The organism is Flagellimonas okinawensis (genome assembly GCF_029194005.1).
GTDB lineage: Bacteria > Bacteroidota > Bacteroidia > Flavobacteriales > Flavobacteriaceae > Flagellimonas > Flagellimonas okinawensis.
This window is the reverse complement of sequence record NZ_JARFVA010000008.1, coordinates 1-17,897: the sequence shown is the minus strand read 5'-3', so window position 1 is coordinate 17,897 and position 17,897 is coordinate 1. Positions and strand designations below refer to the sequence as shown.

General features: G+C 39.4%; 14 protein-coding genes. 8 read left to right on the top strand and 6 right to left on the bottom strand.

Annotated features, from left to right (window positions below; genetic code table 11):
• Positions 1–71 precede the first annotated feature (71 nt).
• Positions 72–539 (bottom strand): hypothetical protein, encoded by a 468-nt coding sequence (locus PY091_RS17005; RefSeq protein ID WP_275650709.1) that lies wholly within the window; start codon positions 537–539, stop codon positions 72–74.
• 286 nt (positions 540–825) lie between these two features.
• Here PY091_RS17005 and PY091_RS17000 point away from each other — a divergent pair, with 286 nt between their 5' ends.
• The 3 genes from PY091_RS17000 (at position 826) to PY091_RS16990 (ending at position 3,510) form a co-directional block, all read left to right on the top strand.
• On the top strand, positions 826–1,740 hold the full coding sequence (locus PY091_RS17000) for a dimethylarginine dimethylaminohydrolase family protein (RefSeq protein WP_275650708.1): 915 nt from the start codon (positions 826–828) through the stop codon (positions 1,738–1,740).
• An 81-nt stretch (positions 1,741–1,821) separates the two neighbouring features.
• Positions 1,822–2,727, top strand: coding sequence for a citrulline utilization hydrolase CtlX (ctlX, locus tag PY091_RS16995; RefSeq protein WP_417957476.1), 906 nt, complete (start codon positions 1,822–1,824; stop codon positions 2,725–2,727).
• A 165-nt stretch (positions 2,728–2,892) separates the two neighbouring features.
• Positions 2,893–3,510, top strand: a complete 618-nt coding sequence (locus PY091_RS16990; RefSeq protein ID WP_275650707.1) for a Pr6Pr family membrane protein — start codon at positions 2,893–2,895, stop codon at positions 3,508–3,510.
• A gap of 319 nt (positions 3,511–3,829) precedes the next feature.
• Here the strand turns inward: PY091_RS16990 and PY091_RS16985 are convergent, their stop codons facing one another.
• The 4 genes from PY091_RS16985 to xerA all read right to left on the bottom strand — a co-directional run bounded on the left by PY091_RS16985 (position 3,830) and on the right by xerA (position 7,113).
• The gene (locus tag PY091_RS16985; protein WP_275650706.1) at positions 3,830–4,189 is read right to left on the bottom strand and encodes a hypothetical protein; all 360 of its coding nucleotides are present in this window, start codon (positions 4,187–4,189) and stop codon (positions 3,830–3,832) included.
• Between the two features lie 596 nt (positions 4,190–4,785).
• Positions 4,786–5,577, bottom strand: coding sequence for an AAA family ATPase (locus PY091_RS16980; RefSeq protein WP_094998672.1), 792 nt, complete (start codon positions 5,575–5,577; stop codon positions 4,786–4,788).
• A 14-nt stretch (positions 5,578–5,591) separates the two neighbouring features.
• Positions 5,592–6,173, bottom strand: coding sequence for a recombinase family protein (locus PY091_RS16975; RefSeq protein ID WP_275650705.1), 582 nt, complete (start codon positions 6,171–6,173; stop codon positions 5,592–5,594).
• 121 nt (positions 6,174–6,294) lie between these two features.
• Entirely contained in the window at positions 6,295–7,113 is an 819-nt protein-coding gene (gene xerA, locus PY091_RS16970; RefSeq protein WP_136567480.1) for a site-specific tyrosine recombinase/integron integrase, read from the bottom strand.
• 129 nt (positions 7,114–7,242) lie between these two features.
• Between xerA and PY091_RS16965 the strand changes: the two genes are divergently transcribed.
• The 5 genes from PY091_RS16965 (at position 7,243) to PY091_RS16945 (ending at position 14,740) form a co-directional block, all read left to right on the top strand.
• The gene (locus tag PY091_RS16965; RefSeq protein WP_275650704.1) at positions 7,243–7,668 is read left to right on the top strand and encodes an ester cyclase; all 426 of its coding nucleotides are present in this window, start codon (positions 7,243–7,245) and stop codon (positions 7,666–7,668) included.
• A 238-nt stretch (positions 7,669–7,906) separates the two neighbouring features.
• Complete coding sequence (locus tag PY091_RS16960) at positions 7,907–9,526, top strand: carboxypeptidase-like regulatory domain-containing protein (protein ID WP_275650703.1); 1,620 nt, start codon at positions 7,907–7,909, stop codon at positions 9,524–9,526.
• A 314-nt stretch (positions 9,527–9,840) separates the two neighbouring features.
• On the top strand, positions 9,841–12,585 hold the full coding sequence (locus PY091_RS16955) for a hypothetical protein (RefSeq protein ID WP_275650702.1): 2,745 nt from the start codon (positions 9,841–9,843) through the stop codon (positions 12,583–12,585).
• A 200-nt stretch (positions 12,586–12,785) separates the two neighbouring features.
• Positions 12,786–13,751, top strand: a complete 966-nt coding sequence (locus tag PY091_RS16950) for a hypothetical protein (RefSeq protein WP_136567479.1) — start codon at positions 12,786–12,788, stop codon at positions 13,749–13,751.
• Between the two features lie 164 nt (positions 13,752–13,915).
• Complete coding sequence (locus PY091_RS16945; protein WP_163636612.1) at positions 13,916–14,740, top strand: alpha/beta fold hydrolase; 825 nt, start codon at positions 13,916–13,918, stop codon at positions 14,738–14,740.
• A 156-nt stretch (positions 14,741–14,896) separates the two neighbouring features.
• Here the strand turns inward: PY091_RS16945 and PY091_RS16940 are convergent, their stop codons facing one another.
• Complete coding sequence (locus tag PY091_RS16940) at positions 14,897–17,791, bottom strand: Tn3 family transposase (RefSeq protein WP_116183696.1); 2,895 nt, start codon at positions 17,789–17,791, stop codon at positions 14,897–14,899.
• Positions 17,792–17,897 lie beyond the last annotated feature (106 nt).

The window sequence follows — 17,897 nt, the reverse complement described above, 5'->3', positions numbered from 1 at the left end:
GATTTGGGACGGCATATATAAAAAGGGGCGTAAATCGCCCCTTTTTTTGTTATAAAAAACAGGGGGGATAGTTAAAGTCTTCCCATTGAGTTGTGGTTAAGATACTTGTCCCTATCATAGCAAATTCGCATAATTTCTCCTTGATAATGCTTTTGGATATCGGATGCATTATCGTCGTCCACAGCAGCTTTTGCCTTTTCAAAAGCCTGATGAAGAAAATCGTGTGCATCCACTGTGCTCAGATTCTTCACGGTGGAGTCCAACGAGCTGCTATATTTTTTCACTGAGCTATTCACTTTAACTATATCCCAATCCGAGTGTTGGTTCGTAATTTCATGGGTATACAACAGATAGCCACTTGGAAAATCTTCCTCGGTAATACAATCGGGATATTTAACTATATTTTCAGTCTCCCCGGAGAAACTTGCATTTGATTTGGAAACATAGTTGGATGGAACCATTTTTTGGAATGCATTCATACCTCCTAAAACAATACAAACGGAGGCCAAAAGAATCGATGTCAACAGCACTTTTTTCATATGTAGGAAAAATCTTAATACAAATGTAGTTATTATTGAAATTATTCCAAACTAATTAAGTGTAAATATTACATGAAATGATGTATTTTAATCATTTGCATGCCAAATGATTATAAAAAATAACGAATTCATAATTTGATTACGGGAATTCGTAATTCTTACAAATATTTTCCCTTTTTGCTAAGTGGGTATTATGTAGTAAAACACTAGATTTGCCTCAGAATTTTTGGGGATTTCCCTTAAAGGGTTGTCATGGCATTTAATTGTTGCCCTTAAAAAAAGATATATGATCGAGCTAAACGTAGTAGACGAGACAAGTACCTTGAAAGCAGTTATTTTGGGAACCGCCAGGAGCAGTGGCCCCGTACCCACTATAGAAGAGGCATACGATCCCAAGTCCATGGAACATATAAAGGCCGGTACGTACCCTAAAGAGGAGGATATGATCCGTGAAATGGACGGTTTTGCCCAAGTATTCCATAAATATGGAGTAAAAGTGTACAGGCCGGAAGTACTGGAGGATTGTAATCAGATATTTGCCAGGGACATTGCCTTTGTTATTGAAGACAAGCTCTTTCATGCCAATATCTTGCCCGATCGCGAACGCGAGTTTGTGGCCATATATGAGGTTTTAGATCAAATCGATCCAACGAAGATTGTTCGCCCCCCCGAAGAAGTCCATATCGAGGGAGGTGATGTAATGCCTTGGAACGACCATATTTTTATTGGCACCTACACGGGAAAGGATTATTCCAGCTTTATTACAGCGCGCACCAATATTGAGGCTGTCGAGTTTATTCGGGATATGTTCCCAAATAAAACAGTGAAATCTTTCGAACTCAGAAAATCCAATACCGACCCTAAAGAGAACGCCCTGCACTTGGATTGTTGTTTTCAACCCGTAGGAAAAGACAAGGCCATTCTGCACAAAAATGGGTTTTTAGTGGAGGAGGAATACCAATATTTGGTTGATTATTTCGGTGCGGATAATATCTTTGAAATAGATAAGGAAGAGATGTACCGCATGTTCAGTAATGTTTTTTCCATATCACCAGAAGTCGTAGTTTCGGAAAAAAGTTTTACCAGATTGAACAATTGGCTTCGTGAGCAGGGATTTACCGTTGAGGAAATCGAATATAACGAAATTGCCAAGCAAGAAGGCCTGTTGCGCTGTAGCACCATGCCATTGATCAGAGTATAAATATGTAACCCCTATCCTGCTGCCACAGGTATAACAAAAACAGTCAAAGTATTGAGAGAACAGATTACCAACACCATACTCATGGTGCGTCCGGTCAATTTTAGAATGAACGAACAAACTGCGGTAAACAATTATTTTCAGGAAGACCCACATTTAAAAAATGCTGAAATAAACCGTAAGGCACAACAAGAGTTCGACCAATTTGTTGAGGTACTCCGAGAACATGGTGTCAATGTGATTACCATTAGTGACAACATGGAACAGGATACTCCGGATTCTATTTTTCCCAATAATTGGGTTTCTTTTCATGAGAGCGGAACCGTTTGTGTATATCCCATGTTTGCCGAAAACCGAAGAAAGGAACGTAGGGAAGATGTTTTTGAGTTATTGGAGGAGAATGGTTTTGTGATAAACAATATCATGGACTATACGGCTGCTGAAGATGAGGGCGTGTATTTGGAAGGAACTGGAAGTATTTTAAAGGATAGAACCAATCAAAAGGCCTATTGTGCATTATCCGAACGGGCGCACGAAGAATTGTTTATCGAGTTTTGTGAAGACTTTGATTGTTTTCCTGTAATATTCCATGCCAACCAAACTGTAGACGGTAAACGATTGCCCATCTACCATACCAATGTTATGATGGCCATGGCGGAAACCTTCGTCGTAATTTGTTTGGATTCCATTGATGATAAAAAGGAGCGGAAAAATGTGGTCGACCATATTAAGATGGACGGTAAAGAGGTCATACGAATTACCGAAGAGCAAATGTGCCACTTTGCAGGCAATATGCTGCAAGTGATCGGAGCTAATGATCAGCGCTATTTGGTGATGAGCACCCAAGCCTACAATAGTCTTACCGAACAACAGATCAAGGCCATTGAAAAGCATTGTGCCATTATCCATAGTCCTTTGGATACCATTGAAACCTGTGGTGGAGGCAGTGCCCGTTGTATGATGGCAGAAGTTTTTTTGCCAAAAGCATGATTTTTTTGCCATTTCGAACTGTCATCCTGAGCGCAGTCGAAGGAGAAGGTGAGACATCCAACCGATTTCTTGATTTCTCCATTGATGCTTTGCATCTCACTTCGAAATGACATTTGAAAACATAATCATGGATAAGAATTAATTGTAAATTGAACAATTTAGACCATGCGCAGAAATTTTGAGATCTTGGGTTTATGCATGGGCTGGTTTGCCGTACTGGCCCAGCTTTATTTGTTGCTTCAGAATAGGCAAGCGGGTGTTCTTGAAAGTTTAGTACGTTTTGTAAGCTATTTTACCATACTTACCAATACATTGGTGGCCCTGTTCTTTACCACCAAAGTTTTTGGAGCGGACCAAAAGCGGTTGGCTCTTTTCCATAAGAGAGCGACCCCATTAGCACTTACCAGCCTTATTGCTGTTGTAGGGTTGGTGTATCAGTTGGTTTTAAGAAATATTTGGAACCCAACGGGGCTTCAAATGGTCGTGGATGAACTATTGCATACCATAATCCCGGTATTTATGTATGTGTATTGGTTAATGTTTTCTGCTAAGGCCGCCGTGCATTGGAAATCCTTAGCGAAATGGATGTTGTTCCCTTTAGGGTATTCCGTTTTTGTGCTGGTTCGGGGCCATTTTTCTGGATTTTATCCTTATCCCTTCTTAAATGTGGCAGAACTCGGCATAGGCCCAGTATTATTGAATGTTATTTTGGTGTTGGTGTTGATGCTTTTAATTATGTCGGCACTCTACTTCTTGGGCAGATTGCTTCAACCAAGACAATGAGCAATTTTAGTGCTTGACACCAATTGCTCGAATCAATGCAAATGGGCAATCTGTCATTTTGAACGGAGTGAAGAATCTCTTTTATCATTTAGACCCGACTTAAGGGAGTGTGGGAAATCTAGAAAAGTGTAGATTTCTCAATCGAAGCTTTGCATCTCATTTCGAAATGACACCCCGTCATGCTGAACGTGTTTCAATATCTCATCCAGAATATTTAGGTTCTGTGTTTTAATTGGACTCCTCCATCCAATTACAAGAAGTGTAAGGCTAAAGGATAAAATACTTCTGTACCTTTAGATTAGATATCAGAAATTGAAATCTACTTTTCTTCTGCTATAAACCCACGGATGGCTTGGTTGGGCTCCATAATGGTGTATCCTTTCCAAAATTCGGGGTCATAACGCTGCATATAGGTAGCACGTACACGTTTATCCTCTTTAAAAGACTTGAATTCGTTTTCGGCAATTTTATCTTGATCGAATACCACCAATTCCCATTTGGCGGTAATGTTCATTTGAAAATCGATGTTCAGTTTTAGTTCGTTTTGCTTGCGGCGACCTTTCACATGTTTATTTTTTTCTACCACTTTTAGGGGTCTGTCCACCGCAAAGAATTTACCGTCGGCCAGTTCCATAAACTGAAGATCGTACTTGCCATTGGGAAGTTTTGCAAATCGCATGGTACCCTTATGGCCTAGTGACCTCATAGCTGCATAAAACGACAACTTAGCTCACAGGTACTGAAAACACTGGCACTTCTTATACAATGGTTACATCTCAAAAGTTGGCCAAAAGTCCAATTGGATTAACCAAACTACTATTCTGCAAATGCTTAAGAACATTCGTTTGTTTCGGGATTACACTACCATTTCATAGCTTTTGAATATAACTTGTGCCCAAACTGTTTTATGGACTATCTTTACGGAAATCAACCGATTATGTTTCTTTCCAAATTCCTAAAAGGCTCAATGTTTTAAGTATTCACTTAAAACATTGAAATCGTGAAATATACGAAACGATTTGAAAGGGCTTTTGGACTTACCCCTGAAGGACATATTGATTTTCCAAAGAAAATATCCAATGTTCGTTTATCAAGGATTGACAACTATCTTAAGATGGGTGGCTGTTGTTACTGTTTTCCCCACGGGATTGAAACGACCAACTCGAAGTATTCAAAACGTACCAGGAACTGGAAAAAACATAGGAGAAACCAATACAAGGGATAAATGGTGGTATCCATTTTTTGACGGCACCGCATATTATAATACCGGACTTTCTACTTGAAAAACCTCAAATAGCTTTCTGGACTTTGCAGGAACGACCTTGTAATAGTGTAATGTTCTGTCTCCTCCAAAGATACTTTGTTCATTCCTTTGTCGGTCACCTCATATATATTGGCTCCGGGATATGCCATAAGCATAGGTGAATGTGTAGCTATAATGAATTGGGACATATGGGATTTAAGATGTTCTTGGATAAAATAAAGCAAGGACAACTGTTTGGATGGTGACAAAGCGGCCTCCGGTTCATCCAATAGAAATATCCCGTTTCCATTTATAGTATCGTCCATTATCTTCAGGTAGGCCTCCCCATGAGAAAAACCTTGTAGATCCTGACCATAGTTCAATCGCATTCGATAAATCTGATAGTTTTGGTTGTCCTTCATTTCTTGGATGATATGGTCTGGAACTTCTCCATAAATATCCTTGAAGGATTCATGGAGCCTGGCATCCTCTCTGTCGATACTGTTCAAGAGGTCACCAAAGTCCTCTGCCCTGAAGAAAAATCCTCTGGGTTTTTCAATTTTCCAATCTAAATGCAGATATGGCGTCAACGAACGGGCTGCCTTGAAACAATTTTTACCATACCCAAATCCATCCATATGTGGTAATTGTAAACGAAGTGCCAATGTTTCGAGCAATGTGGACTTTCCGGTACCGTTATCACCTATAATAAAGGTAACAGGTGCGGATACATCAACGTCCTTTGCAAACTTTATTGCACTGACATCATAGGGAAACGGATGGGTTCTTTCTGTAGTTATGCTAAGTGATGTGAGGTAAGACATAGCCTTGTCTGAGATTAACTACTTGATTTTGACGAAAGTTCTTTTTCTACTCTATAAAAAGAGGTCTTACCGATTTTTGCCCGTTTGCAGGCCAAATCAATCGATACTCCTTGATTCCCGTACAGATGCTTGGCATAATGGTACTTTTCGATTGTTTCAATCTTCGACCCTTTGGGCCTGCCCAACAACTTGTTCCGCTTTCTTGCATTATCAAGCCCCACCTTTGTGCGTTCACTGATAAGGTTGCGTTCGAATTCCGCAACTGCCGCAAAAATCTGTAATAAAAATTTACCGTTGGCCGATGTGGTGTCGAATTCCGGTTCGCTCAAGCTTTTGAAATGTACCCCTGCCTCATTGAACCTATCAATAAGTTCAACCATATTTTTCAGCGAACGGAAAACCCTGTCGTTTTTATAGGTAAGGATAGTGTCCCCCTTTCGCATATATCTCAGCATTTCGTTCAATCCTTTTCTGTCGTCCCGGGTACCGCTTGCTATATCCTTATAAATTTTCTCACAACCAGCATTTTTTAACAGATCGAGCTGTGCTTCAAGCTTTTGCTCGGGTGTCGATACCCTGGCATATCCTACTACCATTTTTAGTTCCGTAAAAGGTTATATAACGAAACTACTAAAAAGAACGATAAATGGAACTAGGATAAGATATTTTTTTAGGGCATTTCGGTTGTACCGAAAAACGGCCAATTTATGGAGCGGTTCAATCATCAAAAGGACTTGTCACATTCAACAAAGTAGGTTCAGTAACTTGGGTATAAATCATGGTCGTCTTAATGGAATTGTGCCCTAAAAGTTTTTGGATGATTCTAATATCGGTACCATTTTCCAATAGGTGCGTTGCGTAACTGTGCCTCAAGGTATGCGCGGTGATGTTTTTATTTATTCTCGCCCTTTTGGCAGCAGCCTGGAGAAGCTTGTTGAAACTTGACGAAGAATACCTGTCTCCCTTTTGGCCTTCAAATAGGTATCGTTTGGGCGTATATTCTTTATAGTACTCACGAAGCATTGACAAGGTTTTTTCAGATAAGGGTACTATCCTGTCCTTGTTGCCCTTTCCTGATTTAATATGTATCACCATTCTGGATGAATCTATATCCTTGATTTCAAGTGCAATCAACTCGCCTACCCTTAAGCCTGCACTGTAGACCACGGCTATCATGCTCTTATGCTTGATGTTGTTGGCTTTTTCAATGATTTTAAGAACTTCCTTTCTTGCGATGACTACGGGGAGCTTATTTGGCTTTCTACTCGGAAATAGATATTCCAAGTTAATGTTCTGACCGAAAATTTCTCTGTAATACAGCTTCAAGGCCATCGCTACCTGTTTCTGGTAGGAATAGGATACTTTCTTGGTGTGTACCATATGATAGAAGTACCTGTGAAGTTCGGTTTCATCAATCTTGTTCAGTGGCTTTTCAAAAAATTGAGTCGCCATCTTTACGATGGAAGAGTAACTCTCTATAGTGTTCCTGCTATACCGCTTAACCTCCAATATTTTCACAAAATCAGGCAATGACATAATAATATGAAGATATCGATTTATAGTGAAAAAGTACTATTTTTATCCAACATCAATATGGTTATGCGGAACTTTCCGGATATCCAGTAGTTGTGCGCAAGCAAAATTTACATCGTAAATCAAAAAAATATGGACAAAGAAAAACTGAAGAATACCGCGAGCGAATATATGCAGATTTGGAGTGCAGAAAACGCGGATTTACTTGATAAATGTGCTGATAAAAACATAGTTGCGGATTACACTCACTTTGAAAAGCCTTACAAAGGGGTACAGAATTATAAATCTATGCTCAAAATGACATATGATTTCTTCCCTGACTTAAAAATAACAATTAAGAATTTGATTCCCAACGAAGTAGAACAAATAGTTACAGTCGAATGGAAATATGATGGGACGCATACTAACGGAAATCTATTTGGGGTGGAATCTTCAGGTAAAAAAATATCGGTGTCAGGAATTACAATTTTGGAAATAGAAAAAGGATTAGTAACAAAGGAAAAGGGAATTGTAGATAATTTAAATCTGATAATGCAACTCGGAGCCTTAGACAATTAGAGATAAAAAGCCAGCGCACAACAAAAAATATAGGTCATTTGGCAGGAAATTATAATTTTAAGGTCGGTACTTTAATAAAATTCATAGAGTTTGAAAGTGAAATGCTCCGAAATGCCAAACGCCCCATATTCAAAACGTTGTGCGCAATAATACTAATCGTATCATCCTAAAAATTTTAACTGATATTCCAATGAATTTTGGTACTGTCAATAGAGTCAAGAAAAATCTATAAAAGAAGATGTCTCACATTAGACTTTTTTTTCTTCTTTTAAGCGTAGTACCCATAATAGGCGTTGCACAGTTAGAAAACAAGCAGGCTTATATTGAGGGCTATGTCTATGATGCCGAAGAAAAAGCGCCTATCCCATTTGCAACTATAAAAGTCAAGGGATGGGCCAAAGGAGTTGTGACCAATAGGAACGGAAGTTTTAAAGTTCCCAAAAAGTTTTCGGAATTGAGCGATACTTTGATTGTTACATCCATGGGATATGAGACCAAAGTAGTTTCAATACACCAAATGATAGCCCGGAAATCCAATGTCATTTTTTTAAATCCACATGTTTATGGATTGGAAGAAACAGTATTGTATGCAAGCAAGAAAAAGAAAAGGAAGCTTAGCGCTAGGTCTATCGTTAGAAAAGCGATTCGCGCTATCCCCGATAACTATCCAAACCAACCTTTTAGTTTAACAGGCTATTATAGAGATTACCAATGGCATGAGAATGACTATCTAAACCTAAACGAAGCCATACTTAGCATATATGATAAAGGCTTTGAAAGCAAGGATCAACAATCAACACAATTTGCCCTACATAGTATCTTGGTTAACGAAAATTTTCCCAGGGACACCATATCCAACCAGCCTTATGATTATGAAAACAGAAATAAGGTCATAAACAACGCAATTCTAAGTTCGCATGGCGGGAATGAGTTACGGATACTCAGGGTGCATGATGCCATAAGAAATTATGAGGTTAACTCGTATGCCTTTGTATACAAGTTAAAAAGTCAATTCTTGAGTGGCCATAGTTTTGAACGTGCAAAGGATATCTTTCTTGATGACCTTCCTTTTTATAATATCACAGTCACCAAGTCCCAAAATGGATATGAGGCGTTTGGTCAGCTTTTGATTGATAAAGAGAACTTCTCCATTTACAAGCTGAACTATTCCTTATATTTCAAAGACACTAACGGTAAATCGGTTGAAAGTATCGATGGCCTGGAAAAAGACTTAATTTTTGAGGTCTTAAGTGAATATCGCCCTTTTAAGGACAAAATGTTTTTAAACTATATTACCTTCAACAATAGCTTTATTTTGCCGGAACCTCCTCGTTTTTTTATAGAAGAACTACTTGTCAACGTGGTCACTCGAAGGTTGTCGTTGACTTTCAATAACCCCGTGGATGAACAAAAAGCAAATATCATTTCCAATTATGAATTAAAGTTCTTTGGTGAACCGTTGACCATAAAAGAGGTTTCTTTGGATGTAGCAAATCCTCGTACCGTTTTGCTATTCCTCGAATTCAAAGATGGGATGAAAGAACGCGATTTCTACAACTACTTCAAAAACTACCAAACCAATAAAGAAGCTGGTGCAAAATTACGTTGCTATGTTATGAACATTACAGACATCCATGGGAACTTGGTGGATAAAATATATGACTACAAAGAGTACCAACAATTCAGGGAATTTTTCACCCAGGAAGTCCAAGAAGATTTTGAAACTCCGATTCCATCCTCTTTCATGGATATGAATCTTCCCGTTTTCGAGAAACAACCCTTACAGAAAAAAGATGATTTGGAAAACTACTGGATGAACTCGCCGTTAAAAGTCGTTTATAACTTAGATGAAGATTGAAGTTCATCTTCATAGCTTCATACGGCTTTATCCTTTGTTAGAAATATGAGTTTGAGTTAGGTGAAAATTAGATAAATAATAACGGCGCACAACATGGTGTATAATTAATTGCGGGCGGATTTCCCAAAACGGAAATCCTCGCAATTAACTATCTTCGGTATAGGCGGACATTTTCCGTTGGAAAAGTCCGCAACTAATCATACACATGACCGTTACCCAACATTTCAAGAAATTAAAAGTCGCATCCAAAAAAAGGTTTTTCAACTTTTTATCGAAGATTAAATCTCTATCTTAAAGAGTTTTAAAAAATCTAAATGAAAAAGCAAATCCTATATATTTTAATTCTCTTCAATGTCTTTTTGTTTTCACAAAAAAGTCATTCACAAAATCCTATTGAACATCAAATGGATGTGTTTTCAAACGCCGTAGATGCCGAAAAAATATACCTGCAACTCTCCGGAACTACCTTTAATACCTCTGAAACTATTTGGTTCAAAGCCGTAGTAACAGATGTACTTTACCACATGCCCACAAAAAAAAGTGGAGTACTTCATGTGGAGCTAGTTGACCCATTAGATAATCGGATAGTCGATAAAAGCCTTCTGAAAATAAATAATGGCATCTCAAGTGGATTTTTTCAAATGCATTCAAGTTATAGGGAAGGAAATTATGTGGTTAGGGCCTACACCGAATGGAATAAAAATTTTGGCCAAGATTTCATTAGTTCCATTCCTATAAAGCTGTACCGCATACAAAAATTAGACAGCAAACCTAATCCCATAAAAAATATTGTCTTTACCAAAGACCATACTGCCAATGAGTTTTCTTTATCGTCGACAGTCGCTGTCAAAGAACTTGATAGTCTTCATACTGGTGATGCTGTGTTATATGTCAATTGGAAAGGAGGATCAGATTCTGTTCTAATAAATCCAAAAAAAAAGAAACCTAATATCAATGTGCAACATAGGATCCCGATAGATATACCGATAATAAATTTTCGTTTAGAGACCAAAAATGAGGAATTCACAAAGTCGGTAGTCCTCGACAATGAATACGGTTCACTACAGTTTTTTCCTGAAGGTGGTTCTTTTGTAGAGGGTTTGCAAAGTGTGGTCGGGTTCAAGTATTTGGACTTTAAGGGGAAAGGTGCTGAAGTACAGGGTATAATAGAAGATAATTATTCTAATGTAGTCGCCGAATTTAAAAGTAATGCTTTGGGGATGGGAAAAGTAATCTTGACCCCAAAAGCAGGACAAACCTATTATGCTCTTTTGACTACCGAAAGCGGTAACACCTTTAAATATGAGTTGCCCAAAGCAAAAAAGGTTGGCCAGGTTTTGAGTTTAGCTCACAGAGACTCGAGTAAAGTATTACGAATTTGGAATAAAGAAAGTACTAGTGATAGTCTTTTTGTAAAGCTATTCCACAGGGGCAAAAACCTATTTTTTCTGAAAGCGAGATTCAGAAATGGGATGTTTTCGTATAAATTTGAGCGTAAAGATTTGCCCAATGGCGTCATAGGTCTTACGGTTTTCGATAAACATTATACACCTGTTGCAGAGCGTCATTTTTTTAACAAACCAAAAGAAGAAAACCTAAGCATAAAGATGGAAACGGCTAGGGACCATTATTTTGTTCGAGATAGTGTTCAAGTTTCCATATCAACAAAACACAATGGTCATCCCGTGCCAGCATCGGTCTCTATTATGGCGGTTGATTCTAGTTATTTTTATGGTACCAACCTAGAAAGGAATACTATTGTTTCTTACTTTTTGCTGCAATCGGATATAAAGGGAACGGTAGAAAATCCATCATACTATTTTGAAAATGACAAAAACTTTGTTGAACTTGATTATTTGATGTTGACCCAGGGTTGGACCAATTACAAATACAAGGAGGAGAAAAAACGAAGACTTTTTAGTGCAGAAAAGGGATTGGAAGTTAAAGGTACTGTGGTAAATGTTGATAGAAAAAATGGAAGCGATAATCTTGTGAGTAAAAAATATGAATTGAATATGCTCCTCATGGGTGAGTCTTTAGAAACGCATACGCAAGAGACTGACAGTGGTGGGCATTTTAGGTTTGAGTTGGCTGATAGCTATGGCATAGGCAAAAAATTCGTGATGCAGCCTTCAGATGCAAGCATTAAAAGCGAAAATTTGAAGATAAACATCCAAAAATACGAAGTCCCCAAAATAGCTTTTGAGACTGAAAAAGTAATTGTGCCGGTAGATAGTATCATAGATATGAAAGTGATTGAAAAGATGGAAGAGGATATAAGATTAGACCCTCTACTATTACCAAATACTATAGCACTTAATGAAGTGGTGGTAAGTGATTATAAAATTACACCTGAGCGCGCTGAAATGGTAAAACTACATGGGATTCCAGAGGTGGTCATAGAAAACAAAGAGTTAATAAGTAAGCAAAAAAAATGGACTAGAGGTTTGTACAGATGGTTGCTTTTCAATTATCCAAAAGAAATAAAGGTTGGAAGGGTCCCTGCTGGATTTGAACTTGCCTATGTTTACGGTGCCGAATGGACCTATGTAGTTATCGATGGTATTCCCGTACATGAACGAGATTATGGCCTTATCGGCAATATTCCTGTAAGTGCGGTTAAAAGTGCCGAAATCATTCGAAATACAAGTACGGCCAACACTTACCACAATCAGGTTTTTGATTGTGCACCAATATGTCCGCCTCCCCCATTCCCCGCCATACTCGCTATTTATACTTATTCAGGAGAAGGTTTGTCAGGGGCTTTCCCAAAAACTAAAAGAACCAATCTTATAAATGGTACGGCTCCACAATACTCTCCAATTCGCGAATATTATGTTCCCGAATATAATGATTCCGAAAAAATAGACTGGAGTATTCCTGATAGGCGCATAATGCTGTTTTGGAAGCCGAATATTATCACAGATGAAAACGGTCAGGCAAAGACAACTTTTTTCAATAGTGACATCACAGGAAAGGTCGTACTAATCTGCGAAGGAATTACCGCAAATGGAAAAGTAGGATATTCAGAAGTGTTTTACCAAGTAAAAAATCACTAATCAAATTCATTTGTTGTTTAGTGAAATTTGTTTGGAAATGTTTACCCTCAAGATAAAAACGTTGGGTAACACGGTGTATAATTAATTGCGGGCGGATTTCCCAAAATGGAAATCCTTGCAATTAACTATCTTCGGTACAGGTGGACATTTTCCGTTGGAAAAGTCCGCAACTAATCATACACTAACCGTTAGCCACAAGTATGAATAAATCTTTTTTCAGTTCAATCCTAGTCCTACAACTTTTAGTTTTATCTAGTTGTAAAAAAGAATCATCAGGAGAACAGGATTTTTCAGCCTTTGAGCAAGGAACTGACTGGGAGTCTAAAAATCTTGTTGGGAAAGTTAAGTCAATCACCAATTACAAAGCGACCTATCTGGATTCAGATGGTAAAAAGACTCGTGAACCCATAAAAACCCTTAGGGAGGAGTTTACAGAGTTTGGCTCAACGAAAAGGACTGAATATTATGACGATTTTGGCAGTTTGATCCAAACTACAACAAATGAATTTGACGAAAATCAATTTTTCGTAAAGTCCTTAACCACTCATCATCTTCGTCCACACAAATCTCTGATGACGATTGAACATGACACCCTAAATAATTTAGCTATTCGTAATGTTGTAATAAACGACACCATAAACTTTAAATACATCGAAGAATATGATGAAAATGATCAGCTATTAAGGCAGACAAGCATTGAAAATAGTGATACCGTCGTTTGGACCGCAAAACAGAAATTCGATGGAAAAAACCGTTTGATTTTTAAAGAAGTTCTTCCTTCTAACGATGACGAGCCCCAGACTTATAGCTATCAATATGACAGCTCTGGAAATATTACCGAAAGCATCAACGGAAACAGTCAAATGAAATTCAAATCAACCTCTAAGTACAATGGAAAAACTTTGACTGAACGGACAAGCTACATCATCAGTGCGGATACGAAAGAACACCTTCAAGAAATTACAGAGTATGACAAATATGGTAATCCTGTCATTTCTAAAGCGTTTGAAAATTCAGAATTAAATCGGGAATTCAAAAGCAAATACATCTTGGACCAGGAAGGTAACTGGATTAAAAAAGTTGTTTCTTTAAAAGAGCATTTTGCTGATTCTAAGAAATTCACGCCAGCTTACGAAGAAACTAGGGAAATAGAGTATTGGAAATAAATACCTGTGGCTAACAAGGGCTATAATTTATAGCTGCATTTCGTTAACTTGAAGCTCATAAACCATCAACGGCTGGATTTGCCACGGTGGAAATGCTCCGCATTTCTTCACCGCCACAAATCATAGCCGAGACCGTTGGCAACAATTTGACAAAAACATTTAGAATGAAGAAGCTTACAATACTGTTACTGTTTTGGACCTTCTTTGCTTTACTTTCCTGTGAAACTAAAAGCAATAGTCATTTTGTTGAAATTCAAGGTAGACAACAGCATGTTTTGACATGGGGAGAAGGAGAACCCGTAATTGTTTTTATCAGTGGTGGTGGAAGTGATTTAAAAGACTTTGAAATTGTTCAAAAGGAAATTTCCAAAATCACAAAAACAATCTCATACGACAAACTAGGAATTGGAAAATCGGAGCTCACAGATTCTCCAAGAACCCTCGAAAACGTATCTGAGGAATTAAAAGAATTATTGGAAAAAGAGAAAGTGATTGGCGTTCCAATGATTTTTGTTGGTCATTCCATGGGAGGTTATGTAGCTCGTTATTTTCTTCATCGTTATCCAAAAAACTTAGCCGGACTTGTATTGATTGACCCTGGAAGTGAATTTCTTGAGCAGGAACTTAGAAAAATCCAGACTCCACATGAAATTATGATTGCGGATAGTACACTAAACGCTCAACTCAAGTTAGTCCCTAAGGGTTTTCAAATGGAGGTAAATGCTTACCCGAAACACGATTCTACACTGAAAACCATTTCAATAAAAACTGATATTCCAATTACCTTACTAGAGTCAAATAAAGTCGACGAAGACGACCCTTTTGAAGTAAAATTAATCGAAATTCAAAAAAGACTTTATCGAGATTTTCAACGGCAGGTACCTCAAATGGAACTAATTTCAACTGAAAAAAGCGGACATTTTATACAATTGGAAGAGCCCGACTTGGTAATTAATGCAATTAAAAAAATTATAACCGAAGTGGAATAAAACTGTTGCCAACAAGGGCTATAGCCCATGCCTATCGCTTGGCCATTTTTTCCTAACTTGAATGTATTAAAAAACGTCTGGCGCTGGCCACGGGGCCATAGCCGGGACCGTTGTAGTGTCATAAAACGAACCTTTTTTGGCACAGAGATAATCGACCTATACAGCAAGTCCAAGGTTTTTGTCCATATCCAACTCAAACTTTCCATAGGGGTTCACATGGGCATGTATCAATGGGCTCAATGCACGATAATCTTCCTTGTCAAATCTTTCCATCCATCCGTTTTCGGCCACCACACGTTGTATCATAAGTGTATTGACATAGACCAGGCAGTTCTGGAGCAGATGTAATGCCAGTACCGACAGTTCCTGCTCTTCCAAACGGTTCGATGAAACCTCTCCACTTTTTCCGAAAAAGATGAAACCGTTCGCAGAGTTCCAATTCTCTATCACGTTCAGGCCCCCGTGTATTTCCCTCCGAACATTTTCATCGGCCAAGTAACGGCAAAGGAATATCGTTTTCACGGCCTTCCCCAATTCCTGAAGGGCCCTGTAGATCGGATGGCTTTCGTTTCCCCTAGTGAACCTTTTCAAAATCGATTCGGGGTCGGCCGTTCCCTGTTCCAGGGCGGCGGTGTATTTTACCATTTCATCATATTGCCTTTCTATGATTTCCCATTTAATGCCCCTATTTAGTATGGGCAAAAGGTTTTTGAGCTCTTTCTTTAGGGAAATATCCGGAAGGTAAAGTTTCTGTGAGGCGATGCTCTTCAACCTTGGCATCAGCTCAAACCCCAATAGCCTGCAAAAGGCAAAGGCGACCTCGCTCTGGCCATGGGTGTCCACAAACTGTTTTTCAACCTTCATATCGGTACAGTGCTTGAGCACCCCCTCTATCATATTTGCCACCTCAGAGGAGGAGCATTTCTTCAGTTGGGAATAGATACAGGTTGAGCGGGTGTCGACATGCCAATAGATCATTACACCTTTTCCCCCGTACCTTATGTGCCATTCCGTCATCAGGTTCTGGTCCCAAGAACCAAACTTCTTTGAATCCGAGGCACATGAGGTGGTGGCCTCGCCCCAAAGTTTGGTGTCCTTGACCAAGAATGTCCCATTGGCGACTTCCCTGATCGCCCTACGCAGGGAATCCTTATGGATATAGGCGTTCTTGACATGGCGGAGCTCCTTGTAACTGACTTGGTTGCCCGATGCCAGACGATTGAGCCCCATATTGGTTCCAAGGCCGTAGAGCACCAAAAGCAACCTTTTCCTGAGCTGTTCGGGCGACAACCGTTCCGAAGTCCTCACACTTTTGAACGATTTTGTAAAGCTGGACCAACTGTCCGCCTCGCGAAGTATATCCAAAAGGGAGGTCATTGGCCATTTGGATTGGACCTCTCCCTTGAGCGCACTTATATTAGGTGGATCCATGAGAGGATCCGAGGGAGAGAGTACGATATTCTTAACTCCCGACTGCCTTAACCTTACATATTTGTTGGATGGCAGGTTCTCGTTCAACATTCTCAATGCGGTCTCCATTTCTTCCTTCAGTCCGCTAGTAAACTCTGCCGGGTCGTTCTCAACGCCCAACCGGTCATAGTAGAATTTCCTGTTAATATTGAAATCCATGGGAACGTCCTCATCGGGATTACGGTATTTATCCGCCCCTTCCACCCATATCTCCTTGCACCGAAGTCGTTTTCTCAAAGCTTCGAGGACGGCTATTTCATAATCCACTCGGTCCATATCACCTTTGCCCATCCCTTTGATAAGTTTTATAAAACTGGGCCTGATAATATCCGATGTGGGAACCGAACCATCGGCAAGAGAAAACTTTGAGTTGTGTACTGGGTTCTCCATGAGCCAGTCGATGGCATCCAAGATGGGCGCGTGTGAATCATTATTTGACCTAAAGGTCAGACTGCCCAATATCTGTGGCACCATTCTCCGATAGTGGGAGGAATAACTGGAACGCACCAAGTTGTGTATCTCATTTTTAAAACCCTTTCCGGAATATTTGTGCTCTTTGACGATATCGGAGAGTTTCGCTTTGCTGGCAATTGGAAATATTACTTTGGTGATGGTGCCTTTAGGGTCTTTCAATGATGCCTTAGCAATTCGTGCCAAAAGTGTCGTCTTGCCATAGACCCGTTTCATTTCCTTTACCAATACGGTCTCCACTTTCTTTTTCGCCTTCTTTGATAGCTTTCCCACTAGGAGGATGAACAGGTCCACAAGGTCATCGATGATTTTCTGCCTTCTGACATAAAGAAAGATGCACATCAAGGTATCCCTTATGTATGGTGGGTGCCGCCTTATTTCCCAGGCCGACTCGGAGGCTATCCTTTTGTAAAGCCTTTCCCGAATCTTGGGATGTATCCCGCCGATTTCTTTTGCGGGCAATCCGCAGTCCTCGATAAACGACAATTTGTCCAGTTCGCTGAGAATGGTAGCTAGACTGGTACGGCCAGGGTCGGAACGAATCCAGGTGAACGAACCATTTTCATGTGGTTCACTTCTAAGGCAGCGGTCGAACAGTTCAGTCGTTCCTCTTCCCAAAAGTGAGGCAACATGGGTGAACAGCTTATTTTCAAAGTCGGCAAAGGCAGACGCTATTTCTCTGTAAAGGGCATTTTCCGGAGGACACTTTAACCTTTTCTCGAAATACCATTTTTTGGCAAGATCGTTCGCCTCTTCCTTTTGGATGCCTGTCGGGAACAATTGGTCGCACATCAAAAATCTCAATTCTTGTTGGTCGACTGCGCCTGGACGTCCAATTTTTAAGAACATCAGAATCTCTGAACGGTGCCTTTTGGCCGTACTTGACATCCAATTATAATCTTTCAAAATCGATGGATTCGTATGTAATTGGGTACAGAGATGATCGATCAAATCAGATCTTATGTCCTTTTCTTTCGATATGAAGGCACCGGTTTCCGAATAATTCTTTAACTGCAGTGCAAATGCCAGTTTATGTGGGTATCTCTTGTTTTTAAGTAGTTCTGCTTCGTCGTAACTTATAAACCAGTTTGTGCTTAAATTGTCTTCCATTTTTGACTTTTTGACAATTTAAGGATTATGCTAAATTACCAACCCTTGTATTTATGGGGCTTATGAGCTGAATTGATACTTTTCGTAGCTATGAGGTCACTACCCC